Annotated in this window: 14 protein-coding genes and 1 pseudogene; 6 read left to right on the top strand and 9 right to left on the bottom strand. The window is 41.6% G+C overall.

Annotated features, from left to right (window positions below):
* Nucleotides 1–21: 21 nt before the first annotated feature.
* Nucleotides 22–825: a GIY-YIG nuclease family protein gene (locus KUL49_RS13580; RefSeq protein ID WP_131137635.1), complete on the bottom strand. Its 804-nt coding sequence runs from the start codon at nucleotides 823–825 to the stop codon at nucleotides 22–24.
* A gap of 144 nt (nucleotides 826–969) precedes the next feature.
* Between KUL49_RS13580 and KUL49_RS13585 the strand changes: the two genes are divergently transcribed.
* Together KUL49_RS13585 and KUL49_RS13590 are read left to right on the top strand one after the other, a co-directional pair.
* Entirely contained in the window at nucleotides 970–1,863 is an 894-nt protein-coding gene (locus KUL49_RS13585; protein WP_131137636.1) for a DNA replication terminus site-binding protein, read from the top strand.
* A gap of 322 nt (nucleotides 1,864–2,185) precedes the next feature.
* Nucleotides 2,186–3,298: pseudogene (locus tag KUL49_RS13590) on the top strand (IS3 family transposase).
* Between the two features lie 455 nt (nucleotides 3,299–3,753).
* On the opposite strand, the gene KUL49_RS13595 reads toward KUL49_RS13590, so the two are convergent.
* Nucleotides 3,754–3,972, bottom strand: coding sequence for a hypothetical protein (locus KUL49_RS13595; RefSeq protein WP_131137637.1), 219 nt, complete (start codon nucleotides 3,970–3,972; stop codon nucleotides 3,754–3,756).
* An 859-nt stretch (nucleotides 3,973–4,831) separates the two neighbouring features.
* Nucleotides 4,832–5,137: a hypothetical protein gene (locus tag KUL49_RS13600; protein WP_131137638.1), complete on the bottom strand. Its 306-nt coding sequence runs from the start codon at nucleotides 5,135–5,137 to the stop codon at nucleotides 4,832–4,834.
* A gap of 356 nt (nucleotides 5,138–5,493) precedes the next feature.
* Here KUL49_RS13600 and KUL49_RS13605 point away from each other — a divergent pair, with 356 nt between their 5' ends.
* The 3 genes from KUL49_RS13605 to KUL49_RS13615 all read left to right on the top strand — a co-directional run bounded on the left by KUL49_RS13605 (nucleotide 5,494) and on the right by KUL49_RS13615 (nucleotide 7,633).
* Entirely contained in the window at nucleotides 5,494–5,718 is a 225-nt protein-coding gene (locus KUL49_RS13605; RefSeq protein WP_131137639.1) for a hypothetical protein, read from the top strand.
* A 254-nt stretch (nucleotides 5,719–5,972) separates the two neighbouring features.
* The gene (locus KUL49_RS13610; protein ID WP_131137640.1) at nucleotides 5,973–6,347 is read left to right on the top strand and encodes a helix-turn-helix domain-containing protein; all 375 of its coding nucleotides are present in this window, start codon (nucleotides 5,973–5,975) and stop codon (nucleotides 6,345–6,347) included.
* A 2-nt stretch (nucleotides 6,348–6,349) separates the two neighbouring features.
* Nucleotides 6,350–7,633, top strand: coding sequence for a type II toxin-antitoxin system HipA family toxin (locus KUL49_RS13615; protein WP_131137641.1), 1,284 nt, complete (start codon nucleotides 6,350–6,352; stop codon nucleotides 7,631–7,633).
* A 39-nt stretch (nucleotides 7,634–7,672) separates the two neighbouring features.
* On the opposite strand, the gene KUL49_RS21210 is transcribed toward KUL49_RS13615, so the two are convergent.
* The 3 genes from KUL49_RS21210 to KUL49_RS13625 all read right to left on the bottom strand — a co-directional run bounded on the left by KUL49_RS21210 (nucleotide 7,673) and on the right by KUL49_RS13625 (nucleotide 8,732).
* The gene (locus KUL49_RS21210; RefSeq protein WP_258312652.1) at nucleotides 7,673–7,804 is read right to left on the bottom strand and encodes a hypothetical protein; all 132 of its coding nucleotides are present in this window, start codon (nucleotides 7,802–7,804) and stop codon (nucleotides 7,673–7,675) included.
* 122 nt (nucleotides 7,805–7,926) lie between these two features.
* On the bottom strand, nucleotides 7,927–8,277 hold the full coding sequence (locus tag KUL49_RS13620; protein ID WP_131137642.1) for a hypothetical protein: 351 nt from the start codon (nucleotides 8,275–8,277) through the stop codon (nucleotides 7,927–7,929).
* Nucleotides 8,278–8,525: 248 nt separating this feature from the next.
* Nucleotides 8,526–8,732: a hypothetical protein gene (locus tag KUL49_RS13625; RefSeq protein WP_131137643.1), complete on the bottom strand. Its 207-nt coding sequence runs from the start codon at nucleotides 8,730–8,732 to the stop codon at nucleotides 8,526–8,528.
* A gap of 268 nt (nucleotides 8,733–9,000) precedes the next feature.
* Between KUL49_RS13625 and KUL49_RS13630 the strand changes: the two genes are divergently transcribed.
* Complete coding sequence (locus KUL49_RS13630; protein WP_131137644.1) at nucleotides 9,001–9,471, top strand: DUF4113 domain-containing protein; 471 nt, start codon at nucleotides 9,001–9,003, stop codon at nucleotides 9,469–9,471.
* A 1,100-nt stretch (nucleotides 9,472–10,571) separates the two neighbouring features.
* On the opposite strand, the gene KUL49_RS13635 is transcribed toward KUL49_RS13630, so the two are convergent.
* From KUL49_RS13635 to KUL49_RS13645, 3 genes are all read right to left on the bottom strand, one after another.
* The gene (locus KUL49_RS13635) at nucleotides 10,572–12,236 is read right to left on the bottom strand and encodes a LamG-like jellyroll fold domain-containing protein (protein ID WP_131137645.1); all 1,665 of its coding nucleotides are present in this window, start codon (nucleotides 12,234–12,236) and stop codon (nucleotides 10,572–10,574) included.
* On the bottom strand, nucleotides 12,233–12,784 hold the full coding sequence (locus tag KUL49_RS13640; RefSeq protein ID WP_131137646.1) for an RNA polymerase sigma factor: 552 nt from the start codon (nucleotides 12,782–12,784) through the stop codon (nucleotides 12,233–12,235). The genes KUL49_RS13635 and KUL49_RS13640 overlap by 4 nt, the downstream gene beginning before the upstream one ends.
* Before the next feature lie 202 nt (nucleotides 12,785–12,986).
* A complete protein-coding gene (locus KUL49_RS13645) occupies nucleotides 12,987–16,133 on the bottom strand; it encodes a TonB-dependent receptor (protein WP_131137647.1) in 3,147 nt (1,048 codons plus the stop codon).
* Nucleotides 16,134–16,521 lie beyond the last annotated feature (388 nt).

The following is a 16,521-nucleotide window of genomic DNA, read 5'->3' on the forward strand; positions in this document are numbered from 1 at the left end:
GAATACATAATATTGAAAAGTTTAATTATCGTTCCAACCAAACTCTTTAGAAAGTAATTTTCTTTTCCATCTATTCTCTATTTCAATCACTGACTCTCTAGACAGATCAATGTCGCAGACTTCAAGGATAGAGTATTGAAACTGGCTAAAGCCCCCTTCTCCAGTTTCATTGAATAGTAACCGCAAGAGCTTGTTGCCTCCATGGTGGCCATTGGCATAGGCTGACCAGCGATTCCAAAAACCACCAGCCCCATAGGCACTACCCACATATTGCTTTCCTGTTAATCTATCACTAATTAGATAGACGCCAGACACAGATGAAAGCGCAGTCTTCCATGAGGGGTATTGGTGTCGATATAGCATTTCTAGTTCACTTCGGGATAGGCACACATGCTTGAAGTCGGAGAAATCTTGGAATGCCATTGGCTCTGGTAGAATAGAGTGAATCGTTGCTCTACCAGAAAGGGTTTCACCGGTGGGATACGAATTACGCCCTGTACGTTTAAAGTGAACTACCAGCCTCCCGATAAGGCTCTCGCCTATGTTAGTAAGCTCAGTGTCATAGTAATGACATTTTCCATCACTGCTCGACGATGAAATGCCTTTTGATAGATAAACGCCGACAAATAGCCACTGGCAAACCCCGGGCAACTTGATAAGCGAAACGATATAGTTTCGACCGAAATTGCGCTTAGTTTGAGCTTGCTGCCATTGCTCAAATCGCCCGTCGAAAAATGTTTCTAATGGGTTTTCAATTCCGTTCCATACGGCTAAGTGGCCTTTCACATCTACTGGGTCTAGCTCTAAAAGCTTGAGTACATCCATGTTCCTAATTTACCTATTATTTAATATTACAATTCAGCCATCCTTATAACACACTGCCACTACCCCATAAACCGGAATAGATTTGAGCTGGTGGGTAAATAGGCTTAAAATTGCTGTATAAGTAAACAGCACTATGGTTAATAAATGTTTCTACAATTCCACATGAGTAATATTGAAGCGTTTCTGAAAGAGCTAGAAGAACTGCTCCTCGATAGCGCCTGCCCGGCTTCAACATATTACTACGCCATTGAGCCTGTACTTAAAGAACAAGAAGAGGAACTTATTGAGCACGGCTACTCAAGCATTAATGTTGATATGTTTACTGGCCAAGAAGCGATTTTAAAAATTATTGATGCTTATAAGGACATGTACGTATTCGATGAAACGCCACAAAAGTCACGCCGGTTCGTACAAAAACACCCTGGCTTCGTAGTAGCAATCAAAAACAAACGAGAGATTATTGCTTGCATTGAAAAGATCAATAATGAGAAGAAAGCATTTAGAGCGGCAGTAGTAAAAAGCAGTGATGATGCCTACGAAAAGTGGCAGAACGTGCATGACCGATTCAATTATTTAATCACAACGTCGGCTTATCGCACCATCTATGCATTTAAAGAAGATGTTCACCGCGTAAATTTCAATTGGGTTTCACGCCCACTTCATAAAGCTTATACGCTCGAAGAGTTGAAACAGAAAATAGATAAAGGGGTTCACACCGTTCCCTTGTCTTATTCTCGTCAAAGTTGGCTAGAGAAGCTTGAACACGACAAGTCGTTACTAGATGCACATCAAAACGCAGAATTTGCGGTTAAACGCCGGATAAAGCTGCGGCCTGAATCATCCATTCGATTAGAGGATGCAGAAAAAGCAAAGGGATATGCTGCGAGTTTACCTTATGTCTTTTTCTCTCGCCCCAAATACCATACCCACCTTAGTAGTTTTATTGCGCCTCGGCACGTGAAAATTAAAGAAAATGTAGGGGATGGTTGGGTTTTGATTAATCGACGAATGAATCTCTATAAGCGAAATATTAAATAATAAACGCATCAAATTCTTGCCGTGTTTTCCGCGTGTGATCTTACTCTATTGTCATATCACTTTTTGTTATTACAGCGTTCATGCGCTGCTAAATAAATACTGTTAATACTAAAAATCGTACCTCCTAGTAATCTAGAAGGTCCTCCAACATTTTATCAAAACCCCAAATGGCAAAAAAAATACTTTTGGCGCCCCCGTAAGCTTGGGCAGTATTAAAGAGGCGATGCGGCCGTCCCCCAAATGGCAAAAAAAGAGCCATACGAAGCAATTAAATTTTGAATATTAATGACCTTCCCCCCAAAAAAATAGCACCATGATATTGATGAGATTTCCAATAAACTGGAGACAATGCAGACCTCAAAATGAAAAGCGCTACAGTGAAAAACAAATTTCCAAGGCCGTCAAGCAGCATGAAGCTGGCGCAAAGATGGGCGATATCTTCCGTGAGATGGGTATTTCGTCAGGGACTTTTTATGATTGGCACAGCAAGTATGTGGGCCAGGAGGTCAACGAAGCCAAGCGCTTAAAAGAGCTTGAGTCTGAGAACAACAAGCTGAAAAAGATTTTGGCTGACAGGCTATTAGAGTATAAGCGATGAAGGATGTGCTTCCAAAAAAGTGGCAACGCCAGCAGCAAGAAAGCCTGTCACCCGTCACCTTATTGATACGTGTAAGCTTAGAGAACGGGTTGCCTGCAAGCTTGCTGGTGTCAAGCCAAACCGCATTCAGATATTGCCATAAGACAAAACCTAATAGCGCTTAGCGCGCACGGTTGAAAGAATTAGCATCACAGCGTGCTCAGTATGGTTATTTGATGCTGCATGGCTTACTCAAAGGCGAAGGGCTTGTTGTGAACTGCAAGCATACCTACCGGCGTTATACCGAAGAGGCGTTACAGATAAGGACAAGGAAACGCAAGAAGCTGACTCAACCAAGATAACCGTTTGAGATACCAAAAGCACCAGAGCAACGCTGGTCTATGGATTTCGTATCTGAAAACTTAGCAACGGCAGGCGCTTAAGGGTACTGAACGTGTTAGACGATTACTCTCGCCAAACGGTCGGCCAACTAGTTTCTGTCTCCTTCAGCGGTCGTCAGGTGCACGCTTCCTGAGTCAGCTCATTGAGCAACGGGGAAAACCAGCAAAGGTTATTTGCGACAACGGAACAGAATTTACCAGTAAGGCGATGTTCTTATGGAGCAAGGAAACGGGTGTTGAACTTGGCTTTATCAAGCCTGGTAAACCGACCCAAAATTCCTTCGTGGAAAGCCTTAATGGTAAGCTCAGAAACGAATATCTGAATCAGAATTGGTTTAAAACAATGGACGAGGCAATATAAGAAGTAGAGCTATGGAGTGAGCATTAAAACCAGGTTCGGCCACATAGCTCTCTGAATTACCTGCTGTCTTTTGAGTATGCTAAACAGGCAGCATAACATGAAAAATCTCATCGAAAGAGTGGTGCTAGTTCAGGGGAAAGGTTACTTATAACCTTGTTTGCTCGTAATCAAACTGGTTCATTTTGAACAGGCCTTTCAATCATCGGGGATTACTTTTTCAGCAATATACTGCGTAAGCCAGACAACGAATTGCCTAGCCCCAAAAAGTAGAAATACCAACGCTGGCATATCAAAGAATAAAGTATATGAGCTGCTACTTTTGAACTTGCGAGTTATATAAGTTGCCCCAGAATAGTGTCATTAGGCCGCTTGCAATTTTATACCCTGCCAGCGTTCCTTGTACTTTTTCGTAATCTACTGCATGACTGGTTTCCAGCAAGAAATTAAGGCAAAACTAAGTTAAGCCAGTGAAAGCTATGACGGTAAATATTATCACAATAATGATTATCGATAAGTTATGTGACTTATCTCGATAACCAGAATGCCTTATTCTAGACTTTAAACCTGACACCATTCGCTATCAAAACTTGCTGATATATTCTCCTCGCGTTTGCACCTATTCTGAGGGACTTCATTTTTCTTTGTACGGGAGTGAGATGTCTATTCCTCCTCAACTTTTTGAAAGCAGTTTCTAAAAGCTCAACTTCTCCTTTTGAAAGAGCAAGCTTAGTAGGTTCATGTGGAATAACATTCTTTGAATTCTGTTTCATAAAATACTCCTATTTTGATACTTGATAGTAACTGAGCATTTTAAATCTCAAAATTTGAGGGAAATCCCCCAAAAAGCAAAAAAAATACATATGGGGACTCGCTTTTCCCGCTCATGCCTTTCTGAGCAGACAAAGCCCCCAGATGTCCAAAAAAATGTCATATGGGGTATTTGCAGGCTCATCTAATACTGAAGCTCTCCATTAGAACCCCATACGGCAAAAATATTGTCGTATGGAGCAAAATGCCAAATATTTAGTGAAGATCAGGGTTCTTGTAGTAGTTCTAGAGCAGTATTCAATGTTTTGCTTTAATCCACTTCGCTTCAAAATACTCAGGCTAATGTAATGAATTACGTACCGGATAATAACCCACATTATTTCATTCTAAATTTCTGCGATATTCATAAAACACTGCACACAAACAAGCGTTCCCGGACGTCCAGTAACGGGGGGAGTAGAGGAGTGACGATAGAAAAAATTTTCTAATATAGAAGAGCTACGATTGGTGGGTCTAATTTCTGGTATTATTCATAAGCATTGAAAGAGTGCTAAAAAATAGTAAGTAGCACCTAAATAATGATTGATGGTCTAGTAGCGATAGCGGTAGACCGTCAGTTGCTCAGCCAAAAAGTCATTTAAACGACACTTTTATTTTGGGGCTGACCTTTTCATTTCTCTGGATTCCCTTATGGATAGTTTTAATCTTGAGGAAGAATGATTTCGGTGATTACTCTCAAAATTCACTCCAAAGCTAGCCTTATCTCTGAAGCAAGTAAGGCTAGCTCTTTAGAAACTAAAGTGGATCCAAAACGATTCAAGACTTCAGATAGAGAAGTTTAGTAAACGGTAGCGTTATTGATCATTTTAGGGTGTTGTCGTTTTTCACCAAGACTCTGTACTGCTCGATCAGACTCTCCATTTTCTTTGGTATCAGAATGTAAAGAGTTATACCGCCCAAAATTAAGGGGAGACCTAACAGAATAGGAAGTAACAAAATACCAAAGAAAAGAAACAACGCAGATATCACCTTCCACTTCCTAACCTCCTCTATCAGCGTAGAATCAATGTAGTTGTTAATACAAGCTTTGGACTTCTCCCCATAAACTGCCGATACCTTTTCAACCATGTCTCTGTATTCCGACATCAGACAATAATCTGTTTTCATTTCCCAATCTCCATAATTGATGATGGAGATAGCGTTGCGCACCTACAAAATTTGGCAAATTTGAGGGAATTGTTGATACAAAAACGGCTCCAAGTTAGGAGCCGTTTGTTGAGTTAATCTTCTAAGAACCGTTGCCCTAATCTCTGTAGAGCCTTTCTATTACAAAAAATCAGCGAGAAAATTACAGCCGCTGTTATGCTCAAAGCAGCCAACAACCACCAAAAATAATCTAGGTTTACTGATATACCCATTAATGCCACCACCTTAAAGCCTAAATGCCACGATTAGTAAGAACGAGCCAGCTAGTACTTACAAAAAGTATAACAGACAGTTGCAGTAAGCCAACGTTTTGGTCTATGTCAATGCAACTTAATCAAGTTAACCAATTGGTAAGCCAACTTAATGAAGCGCGTAAGCAAATTCCACCAGCGGCCGCTAGAGCAGTAATCGATTCAGTACGCAGTGGCGAGCCCAATGATGATTTGTTAACGTTGGTGGGTATTATCGCAGGTCAAAACATTCAGGCTGAAGAACTGCTTATCGCGATTAGAAATGAACTTATAGCAGTATCAAATTCCTAAACCCGGCCTTAAGCACCTCCGATAACAGGTGCTATATTCCCCCTTGCCTCTCAGTTGTATCACAACGTTTCACTTTGTTTACCTCCAGAACCGCTTAATAACGGTGTGGAGGTAACGCCCTTTCTTTCTTGCCGCGTTCTCAAATATTCTTTATATGGAATAAAAAAGCAATATTCCTTTTAGAGAATATTGAAAAATATGCAATATAAGGTATATTTATAAATATACTTCTTATGGAATATATTGAGTTAACAATGAGAATTAAGACCCCAAAAGACGTAGGTCACTACATAGCATCTACACGCAAGGCGCTAGGGTGGTCTCAAACAGACTTGGCCACTAAAATTGGTAAAGACCAGCGCTTTGTATCGAGATTAGAGAATGACCCCACCAGCGTGTCATTTGGTACTGTGCTGATGGTTCTAAACGTTCTCAATATCAATGTCGATATGACAAACCAAAACACTCATAAAACAGATGGGACAGCACCAGTAGCTGGTGGACAGCGTATTCCCAAGAACGCGCCAATAGACGGTAAAAGCCCATTAAGAAGAGTGGAATCAGGTAAGTTTGTCAGTAAGCCAATGAGAACGCCGGTGGTTGTTAGTAAGAATAAAGCTAAGGAATAGTTATGGCTAAGAGGAGAAAAACTAACAATCTCTCAGTGGGCATCAATGGCCGGCACGTAGGTACATTCGAGCGCTCTGGTGCCACGCATGCATTTACTTACGACGATGAGTGGCTATCCGCAGAATACGCACACCCAATTAGTCTATCGATGCCGCTTACCAAAAAGAGACACACCGGTGACCTGGTGCGCTTTTACTTCGACAACCTACTGCCGGACGACATAGAGATTCGTAAGTTAATTGTTGACCGTGTTGGCGCCTACTCTACAGACACAATGGATTTGTTGAGTGAGATTGGCCGTGATTGCGTTGGCTCTCTTTCTTTGACACCGGAACCCGTCGATGGGATAGACGAATTGAAGCTTGAGGCAATGAGTCATGCCGATATCGAAGCGCACCTTAGGAATACAGTAAGACGTAAAACACTGGGTATGGATGATGATGACGTATTCAGAATATCCCTTGCAGGTGCACAAGAGAAAACCGCGCTGACACTTCATGAAGGAAAATGGCATCGCCCTCTAGGTACCACTCCAACAACCCATATATTCAAACTGCCAATACATGATTTAGAAAACGGGCTAAAGCTAACAAACAGTGTAGATAATGAATGGTTCTGCCTGAGATTTATGCGTTACCTGGGATTCAACGTTGCTCAAGCAGATATAAGCACTTTCGGTGACCAAAAAGCGCTGGTGGTTGAACGGTTTGATAGGCAACAAGGTGAAGACGGCCTAATATATCGACTTACTCAAGAAGACATGTGCCAAGCACTTGGTAGAGCTGGCCAGTCAAAGTATGAAGCAAATGGGGGGCCGGGTGCGAGTGAGATAGCCAATCTACTTCGCTTTAGTACTGATAGCGAAAATGACATGTATCAGTTCTTTCTTGCGCAATACGTATTTTGGCTGTTGATGGGCATTGATGGCCATGCAAAGAACTTCAGTGTTTACCTTGACCATACTGGCCATTGGCTTACGCCGCTTTACGACGTAATTTCAGCGCATCCATTCAGAAATCAATTCAGACGCAAGGAACTGCGGATGGCCATGAAGGTAATGTCTAAAAATAATCATTACATCTGGGCTGACATCCAAATGAGACATTGGAAATCACATGCAGCTAAGACGTTCTTAAATGATGAGCTGGCATTGGGTTACATTGAATCAATTAACGAAGAAGTTGAAACTGCTTTGAGTAAAACCTTTGCTGATGCTTCTGAAGACTTCGACAAAGAGACTGGGGATCTGATAGCTGAAGGCGTGTTGTCCAAAGTGAGAATATAAAAATGCGGGCTATCCGGCCCCCACTAATGCGATACCCTACTAGCCCTTACGCTTTATAGGGATACGCCATGCTTTATACCCATAATCATGAGCATCTAACATCTCTGTACTGTTTTTCTTGCGTCTGAAGCGACAAAACACGTAGTTACCTTCAATGTAATTACCACTCATAGCTCGAACCCTCCAGTAATTGTTGTTTGTCACATAGCGAAGGCTCTAATTAAATGAGTATAGATGTTGCCAAATTTATGAGGGTATGGTGCGACCTTTAATCTTAGTAAAGCCTTTTCACATTATTTGCATAAATGTAATTTCAACCACCCACTTGCACCCTGGTGCAGATTTTCTAGCGTTGCTGCGTCAGTTATATCTAACTTCGCTGCAGCAGATAATATTGGCTCGGGGTTAGCTAAGAACATGTTCAATTGTTTGTGAAGAGTTTTGAAAGGGGCTTCACCATTATGCCGTTTTACCACAGCCCATGCTTTTTGGCTTGGTACTCTCCACTTTCTTCGCATGGTCAGTAAGTCGATGAAATCTTTTTTGTCAGGAAAAGCATACCTGTCAGCCAGCGCGAGAAGTTTAGTAATATAACAGCTGTCTTGGTCTAGTGACGGCACGGGTAAGCTGGTGGTTTCTGCCATACTCAATCGGTAATCACTAAAAGAAATAAATTCTAGCTTTATTGGTATATCGTCGACCTTTGTCGCGGTTCTAACACCGTATCGGTCTGCACGTATTTCTCTAATTAACTCCAGTTCACCGTTGACCAGTTTACCAAAGCTAGATGAAGATACCGCAGAGCGAACCGCTCGGTATGATTCGATAGAAGGACAAACAAATTCAATGTCTTATGAATCGCGTTATGCCGTGCTCTTCTATACATCATCACTTATCCATTGGGCATAAATACGCCCTTTCCTTCTATCTTAATCAGTTTCTGTAAAAGTGCATGCTCAGCTTGGGACATTTCAGCTTCATCAACAAATCGCCACCTGCTCTCGTAATACAGGTATGCATCAGCCTCTGATAATTCAGAAACATTTTGCATATCCCATAAGAGAGACTTTAAAACTGGGTATTGGTCAACGTTTATCATAAGGGTAAATTACCTTAACTGTAACAATAGCGAAACTAGCGTTTTTGAAGTGATTTTTCAGCTAAATAAGTTGGGTTTACGGGTATCCACAGTGTTTATGAACTCTCTAAAAAATCGTCGACGTATATGCGCAAACAGTTTTCTATTCTGATGGAAAATACTATCAGAGAGCTTAATGGTAAAGTTCGAATAGCGTGGGACGATGTAAGGCCAGACAAGCAGCAAATATACAGCACCAGAACATTTGGGGAGCGCGTGACCAGCAGCAATGAGTTACATTGTAGGCAATTGTGAAGCGGCAATGGTTAAATTACGAAAGCAAAATAGTATAGCCGGTGCGATGACCGTCTTTGCTTCAAACTCACCGCATGATGATACCGCGTTTTACCGGAAATCAGCGTATCACCAGTTCGCGGTACCGACACTTGATACGCGTGTTGCATCTAACGCGATAAAAGCGTTGATTGATAAAATATTCAAACCAGGAGTGTGCTTTTACAAATGCGGTGTAGGGTTATTGGATATAAGGCCGCAAACTCATTATCAAGGAGACTTGTTTGAACCCTCTCAAGATAATGCCGGGCTGATGCATGTTGTTGATGCAATTAACGGTCGCTACGGCAAAAGTAGCATGCAAATAGCATCTAAGGGCTTCAGTAAGAAGCATGCGATGCGTAGAGAGTATCTATCAAAGCGTGCAACAACAAGGTGGAGCGATATACCAAAAATTGTATGCTAAAACACTTTCTTGACTAAACGCAATACAATTCGCAAGGCCTCTCGTAATTTTAACGGTTCGTTTCTGAAATGCTTTCTCGCAATCCAACACGCAGTAAGTGTCAACGATGCAACGCTGTAGCTTAGTAAAAATTCGTGATTAACCGCGGCACTTAAAGCAACATAACAAGCAAACACTAAAATCGCTGGAAGCGTCACTAGTATTAAAAAGCTCTCAGCTGCAGCGTGACATTCTTTACGCATGTTTTTAAGCTGATAACGCTGAAAAGCGTTATCAGCTTTTCTATAATTGGATAGCATAATTATTCTCTCGTTACAAAGTTAGCGTAGTAATAAGTGAGCATTCTGCACAAGCTGTGCCAATGCATTTGCAATGATTTGCCCACTAAACACAAAGAAAGTGTCAGCCACATTTACACTTAATAAAAATTGGCATTGATAAGTGTAAAGAAATTGAACACAGGTCCAAACAAAACCCGACTTATTGAGAATCAACCCGTTCTATTCAACACAAAGTGCGTTATAAAGGGGGCGCGTAACCAGGCGCCCTACTAACTTTGAAAAAGTGAATAACTCATCAAACACCAGCAAACCCAACTAATAAACCATCCACAGCCTTGTTGATAACTGGATAAGGGTGACCACTACGGCAACATACCCTAAAACACCCTAAACCAATAAACCCTTTTCTCACCTACCCAGCTTAAGAACCCTACCCGGACTCATTGACTAAAGCACAAACGAGGACGACTCACCCACAACAAAAAGACTCACCTCCCCTACTCACTCACCAATTTCTCATGTTCTACCTGCACAACTGCGCGGAGCGCGCGGCCGCCGCAGCAAAGCTGCGGGAAGTTTAACAAGATAATATAGGGTATGTTGCCGTAGTAATTTGAAAGTGGTTTTTTTAGGGAAGCGTGATTACTATGGTGATGCCTTACTCGAAAACAAAACCCATTCACCCCATTTAACTTGCCAATTTTTTGTCTTTAAAGCGATGGGAAATCTACGATGCTAATGAACATTCCTTACACCAACTGCTTACCGTTTTGTGTTCAGTAATAGAGAGTAGATTTGTAACGTAGCTTAGTTTTTTATTTATTGAGGCTTTGATATGGAAATTGGCTGACCGGTATCCATGTCAATTTCTATCCATTGCAACGGAGGCAATTGAAGGTATAAAGAAGAAGGTAACTCTTTTTTGAAGGGACGAGAGCCGAAATACCTAAGACCACTCTTTGTATTTTCAAAGTGATTTCTGATTGTATAAGATGTTAAAGCAAAATCGTAAAATGCCACTTCGTCAATCACTCCGGCATATGCTTCTGAATCGCTTTCTAATGTATTTGGAGAGTTTCCTATATTCGCTCCGCCAGTCCCGCCACTTAAAACTTTTGAACCCGCCGGATATTGATAGCTCGCTAACATTTGACCATCTATAAAAATAGCTTTAAGGCCAGTTTTCACACTGTAAGTTGCTGCTATGTGGTGGGGCTCACCATCTTTAAGTGCTTTCAGTATTGGCCTACCAGATTTCCCGTCCAAAGGAAGCTTAAGCTCATGGTACCCTTGACCTACAATATACAGACCAAAACTCAATGACTCTTTGTAATCTCCAGCAGGGCGAAGTATTGACTTACCTCGATCGTTTTGGAAACTGAGCAAAATTCTGTGCTCTTTATCGCTCTGGTCTTTTCGGAATATTTCATCAATTTCACCAAAGCGCCCTTCGTCAGGAGCTTTTCCTGTATAACCCGGTATTATTAACGCCTCAATTGTTATTCCCTCACTCACAGAAAATGTGCCCGTAGCTGGCGCTATTCCACCTCCGCTTCCTACGTCTACCCTAGCATACGAGCTATTGTCAAAGTGTAGAGCTCCTTTCCCTACTATTCCATCCACTCTCGTTATACCTTTTCCTAACGCGCCCGTTGCAGAACCTGCACTGTCAAATGCCGTAGCTCCTCGTTCATCGAATGTCCAAAGATGACGAGGTTTCCAAATGGATGGAGAAAGCCTGACTTCCTTGCTTGCTTTAATGAACGCTTTATTTTCTATCAAGTCTAGAACTAGACTCCCACCGAATGTATTAATTTCAAAAGCGTCTGAATGTATCTGTAAATTAACGTTTGTGCTTGGATGTACCTCAATAGATCCTTGAGTTAGCTTTATTTCTCTAGCATTAAAAACTTTAAAGCTTGAATCAGCGTCGAAAGACAAAACAACGCCTGAGTCTAGTTCTATCTTTAGCGGGGAAAGACTTTTGTATGAGCCTGGTGTCAAATAGTTGAAACTTTCTCTAGAAGAGTCCTCAGTTACAAGCTCTCCCTTTAAAACTTTAGCAATAACTAATTCACTTGTTGAGACAATGTTGAAGAGCCAGCCCCCCACTAACATACATAATAAAATAAGGGCGCCTGCTAATAGATAACAAAAAGAGTTCGTCGTTAAATTCGAGCCACGTTGCTGAAGATCGAATTTGTTTTTTTCTGTATTTTCAAAATGATGCTGTTCATTCGTGGAATGTAGAGGTCTCACAACAACCTCATCGAAAACAGCACGTCTTCTCACAACTTCTACACTAGGGTTTGACTCAGTTTTGAGTGCAGTATGGAGCTGCATGTAGTCTAAATAAAAGCGCTGAGCGTCAACATTATCATGCAATAACGCATTTAGGCGCTCTAGTGAAGAATCAGAGGCTTCCCCATTGATTACTTGCTCCGCAAGGTCTACGAGTTCCGAAAAGTGTTTAGTTCTTTTCAACTATCGGCCTCAACGCTTTTCTTCTCAACACATTCAAACAATGTCTTTCTAAGTAACATTAGAGATTTACGTACGCCATATATCGAACGACCAGACTGCTTTGCAATGTCGTCCGCGCTTAAGTTCTCAATGTAAAAGCCGTGATAGACACGATAGGCGTGAGCAGTAAGTCTAGATAGACAGGACTGAACTAGCGACCATTTTTTATCTGTTTGAACTTGATCATCAAACATTCTTGTCAGTTGTTCGAATGTTTCATCTTCCAAGCCTACCAAATAACGTTTATTTTTCTGTCTATACGTTCGAACGCAGTTATAAACAATTGCGTTGGACCATTTTGTAAAGCTACTTCCTGGAGTGAATGAATTGATCTCTTTCCAAAGTACTACGGAAACATCTTGAAATACGTCATCAGCAACGGATTGATTTTGTACAAGCGCAAATATATAGCCATAGATGCGCGCTCTTTCAGGTAAGAACAATGAAAGAAAATAGTCCGATGTGCACGTCAATTCAAATTCTGGTGCATTTTGTTTATGTAACTGCATATCCTGCCGCTTAAAGACTCCCATACTGCGATAAAAAGTAACTAGGTGTCTTTCCATTCTAAGGCCAGCTCATGTCACATAACGTTAACACTGATGGCAATAGATGACCAGTTATGACTAATAAGTATTGGTTAAGACTAATCGAGAAATTGGTTAGCAAGAGAATAGCCACCCACAAGTAGGTGGCTATTTGCTCAATAGTTTAGAATCGATAATTGACCGCTAACTGGTAAATCCGGCCGTTATATGTCAATCGGCTTAACGCTTGCTCGTCGGACCCCAAATACTCCACCCCAACATCGTCTGTGAGGTTAAACGCTCTCAGGAAGAGTTTGGTCTGGTCATTTAATTGATACGACCCTACGAAATCAAGACGCTCAGTAGATTCCCGCGTTCTGGCATTGGTCCCCAAGAAGGAATTTGCACCTCGTAAAGTTTGGTCATCTCTCCAGTTATATGCCAACCGCAAGCTGATACCTTTATGCTCCCAATACCCTATTACGTTAAATGACTCCGGCGACACACGAGTTAACTCCAGCTCACTGCCAGACTGTCTTAGGTTTGTATAGTTGAACACGCCACCAAATCCACTCCATGGAAAAGGCAGAAAATCTAGGTTTTGTTGAATAGCGAGTTCAAAACCTTCGACTGATATTTTTTCAGTCGTATTAATTGGTGAAGTAATAATTACTTCACGTAGGTTTTCATTACCATCGTCATCAACAATCGGCGTTAGCTGAATACAGCCAAACTCGCGGCCCCCTGTTCCCGGAACGCGTTCAATTGGGCCCAATAGTCGGTCAATGACTGGGTTGGTGCCAGAAGACGGGCAGAAGCCTTCCTCCTCGTCAAACAAATTGGTAATGTCTTTTTTGAAAAATCCTAAAGTAACAGCGCTACCTTCACGGTTATACCACTCTAGAGACACATCATAATTAGTTGCGTCGTAAGGCCTTACCGTTGCTGTTGGGAGATCCAAATTAACCGAGTTATTTCCCCCGCGAAGCGAAGCTGTTGGCCTTTGTGAAAGAAGGTTTGGGCGAACTATACCTTCATAATATGCTGCTCTAAGAATAATATCGTCTGAAAGCTCGAAAGCGATGTTCGCCATTGGCAGCGTATGTGAATAATCATCTTTGAATTCAGTTAAGACCGCTATACCATTGCGTCCTTGAGCATCCACTTGTGTCTCAAAACCATCAAAGGTGTTGTCGGTTTCCACATAACGCACACCGATATTTCCAGTATAGGGTACCGGTCCGAATTCTCCGGAAAAATCTGACATTACGTAAAATGCTGTAATATCTTGTTGAGCCCCAAAATTAAACCCGATATTTGTAGGCAAGCCCGAGTTACGATCTTGAGTGTCCCAAAACCCCGTTCTATTTCTCTCTAAAATAGGAGAAGCCACACTAAACGATGTAGCCGTCGGTATTTCGGAGGCATTGAGCGCAATATTCTGCTGTAAAATGGCGATGGCAAGATCATTGTCTATCGTCAACCATCCAGAAGTATTATCAAATGTTCCAGGAATGTTGCCATTGAAATATTCGTTCTGAACCGCCGATAAGACATTTGAAGTTATAAATGCGTCAGATATATTGCTTGTATCAATACCAGGTGCACCTTGCCGTTGGTCAAGGCTGTTAAGCTTTTCACGTGAGAATCGAGCACCAAATTTAACTGCATCAGCCCTGAATACTTCACCTATACCCAAGTCAAGAAAGCGAGCGCTATTAAACTCCACACTGCTAACCTTTCGGTCGAGGTCCTGCACACGACCGTTTATGCCAAAAATCAGTTGCCTTCCTTGGTTTGCATCTGAAATAGAGCTTACCGTTGATGAACTCAAATTAGGTTCTTGCCAGACCAATCCGTTATAAACATAAGGGACCGCAAAGCCGCCTTGTACTACGATATCGTTCAAGTTCCCGTAACCACTGTCAATAATCCCATCAAACCCAGTAGGCACTGTAATAAGATCTCTCCTAGTGCCCTCTACATCGGTGAAATTAAATTGGCGTCTCCAATCTTGAGTATGATTAAAGTTTATACCCACATTTGCAAATTGGTTTGTGGCTTCGGAATGCGTAATTTTACTGTCGAAACTCCAATCATCAGTGATGTAGTCAGCGTATAAGATAAGCCCTTCGGACTTCTCCCTGAACGTAGTTTTACGGTTTTCAGTTTGCAAGTTTCCGTTCACAAAGCTGTATCTCGGAGCTGCATAAACAAGTGGAGAATCGGGATCATCTGACACTCTATCGTATACAAACGGTGCAGAGTTCAAATCAAGAGTGATTCTTCCGTCAAAATTATCACGGTCTCGTCGTGTGGTATTGAATCCAGGGCTAAAAGTCGTTGCTTCCTTCGTTCCGTTATCAAGATTACGCTCAGAAAAAAGAACATGAGCTCCAACTTTAAAGTCGTCCGTTATCTTATATTCAATGTTCCCAGTGAAAGAAAGACGATCTCCTTCACTAAACTCGCTGACATTTCTCCCTCTCGCCGGTGCAGTTAGCTGTGCATCCTCGGGTAGGCCCCACCGTGCTCGATATTCGTCTATATTGGTTGCCCGAACAAAGCCCTCTTCTGTATCCACTGTTATATAGTCAATAATATCAAACGTGTCGCGTCTAAAAGTTTGACCTGATCCAGCAAATTTAAAAGCAACAGCTAACTTGTCATCAATGATATGTTTAACGCCTGCTAGCTTTAGTTCTTCATCAATTTCTCCGGTAAGCTCTTCGTATCGCCCCCCAACACTAATATTGAAATTACCATCTTTTTTAGACAACGCCTGTTGGAGTTGCATATCTACAACACCCGCTATCCCCCCTTCTTGTAGATCTGCTGTAGGGCTTTTTATTACCGTTACACCATCAAATACACCAGCTTCAAATGCCGCAAACGGATTAGGAGACCCTACAGCATTTAGTTCGCTCGCTGCTGAAGGGGTAGCAAATGTTTGACCGAATGCGGTTGTGTTGACAAAGCCACTGCCAAGCCCTCGAAGGCTAATCGTGCTTTGCCGCCCTTCTTCGTCGCTGTTTAGTTGAATACCCGGTATAGCCTGCAGTGCTTCACCTAAGTCAAGCGCGGGCAACGCATCAATATCGGTAGCAGAAATTGCATCGACGATTGAGGAAGATTCTTTCTTCACGTTTAACGCGTTTTCAAGAGAAGCTCTCACGCCAGTTACTTCAATTACTTCGGTGTCATCAGAAATACTCTTGTTAATCGCAGCGTTAACTTCTTGAGCGATAATAGTTGGTGAGCTCACGGCGATTAAAAAGGCCGTCGTGCTATTTAAAATTAGGTGAGAGCCATTAATTTTGTTGGTGTGCATGAACGCAATCTCTATAAATACAACAAATATAAATATGTTTTTTTGGAACCCAACTTCCCCAACAACACATCATGTTAAGGAATTGTGAATTATAATATCACCCCTCACAATCATTAAAAATCACTAACAATCAATTTCGATCGTAATTTTTTTAATCTTAAAGATTTATAATTTCAATGGAGAATATACAAATACCATACGCCACCTCAATGCTGGATTGTAAATTACAATAAAAATCGTATATACAAGCATATAGAAGAGAAAAGTCATCGTATTTATTTAGACACGTAGCAAAAACCAAGGAATCATATACAGCCATAAATAATCAATAAGTATCACCATAGACTTGTATCTTCTCCTGAAAGCAATGTAAATAGTGTGTAAATTT

The organism is Alteromonas sp. KUL17, assembly GCF_006538305.1.
GTDB lineage: Bacteria > Pseudomonadota > Gammaproteobacteria > Enterobacterales > Alteromonadaceae > Alteromonas > Alteromonas macleodii.

Coding starts and splice junctions, on each gene's coding strand:
- KUL49_RS13605 (WP_131137639.1), top strand. CDS start 5,494: ATGTCAATGCAACTTAATCAAGTTAACCAATTGGTAAGCCAACTTAAT.
- KUL49_RS13585 (WP_131137636.1), top strand. CDS start 970: ATGTTTCTACAATTCCACATGAGTAATATTGAAGCGTTTCTGAAAGAG.
- KUL49_RS13630 (WP_131137644.1), top strand. CDS start 9,001: ATGAGTTACATTGTAGGCAATTGTGAAGCGGCAATGGTTAAATTACGA.
- KUL49_RS21210 (WP_258312652.1), bottom strand. CDS start 7,804: ATGAGTGGTAATTACATTGAAGGTAACTACGTGTTTTGTCGCTTCAGA.
- KUL49_RS13625 (WP_131137643.1), bottom strand. CDS start 8,732: ATGATAAACGTTGACCAATACCCAGTTTTAAAGTCTCTCTTATGGGAT.
- KUL49_RS13645 (WP_131137647.1), bottom strand. CDS start 16,133: ATGCACACCAACAAAATTAATGGCTCTCACCTAATTTTAAATAGCACG.
- KUL49_RS13600 (WP_131137638.1), bottom strand. CDS start 5,137: ATGAAAACAGATTATTGTCTGATGTCGGAATACAGAGACATGGTTGAA.
- KUL49_RS13615 (WP_131137641.1), top strand. CDS start 6,350: ATGGCTAAGAGGAGAAAAACTAACAATCTCTCAGTGGGCATCAATGGC.
- KUL49_RS13595 (WP_131137637.1), bottom strand. CDS start 3,972: ATGAAACAGAATTCAAAGAATGTTATTCCACATGAACCTACTAAGCTT.
- KUL49_RS13580 (WP_131137635.1), bottom strand. CDS start 825: ATGGATGTACTCAAGCTTTTAGAGCTAGACCCAGTAGATGTGAAAGGC.
- KUL49_RS13640 (WP_131137646.1), bottom strand. CDS start 12,784: ATGCAGTTACATAAACAAAATGCACCAGAATTTGAATTGACGTGCACA.
- KUL49_RS13620 (WP_131137642.1), bottom strand. CDS start 8,277: ATGGCAGAAACCACCAGCTTACCCGTGCCGTCACTAGACCAAGACAGC.
- KUL49_RS13610 (WP_131137640.1), top strand. CDS start 5,973: ATGAGAATTAAGACCCCAAAAGACGTAGGTCACTACATAGCATCTACA.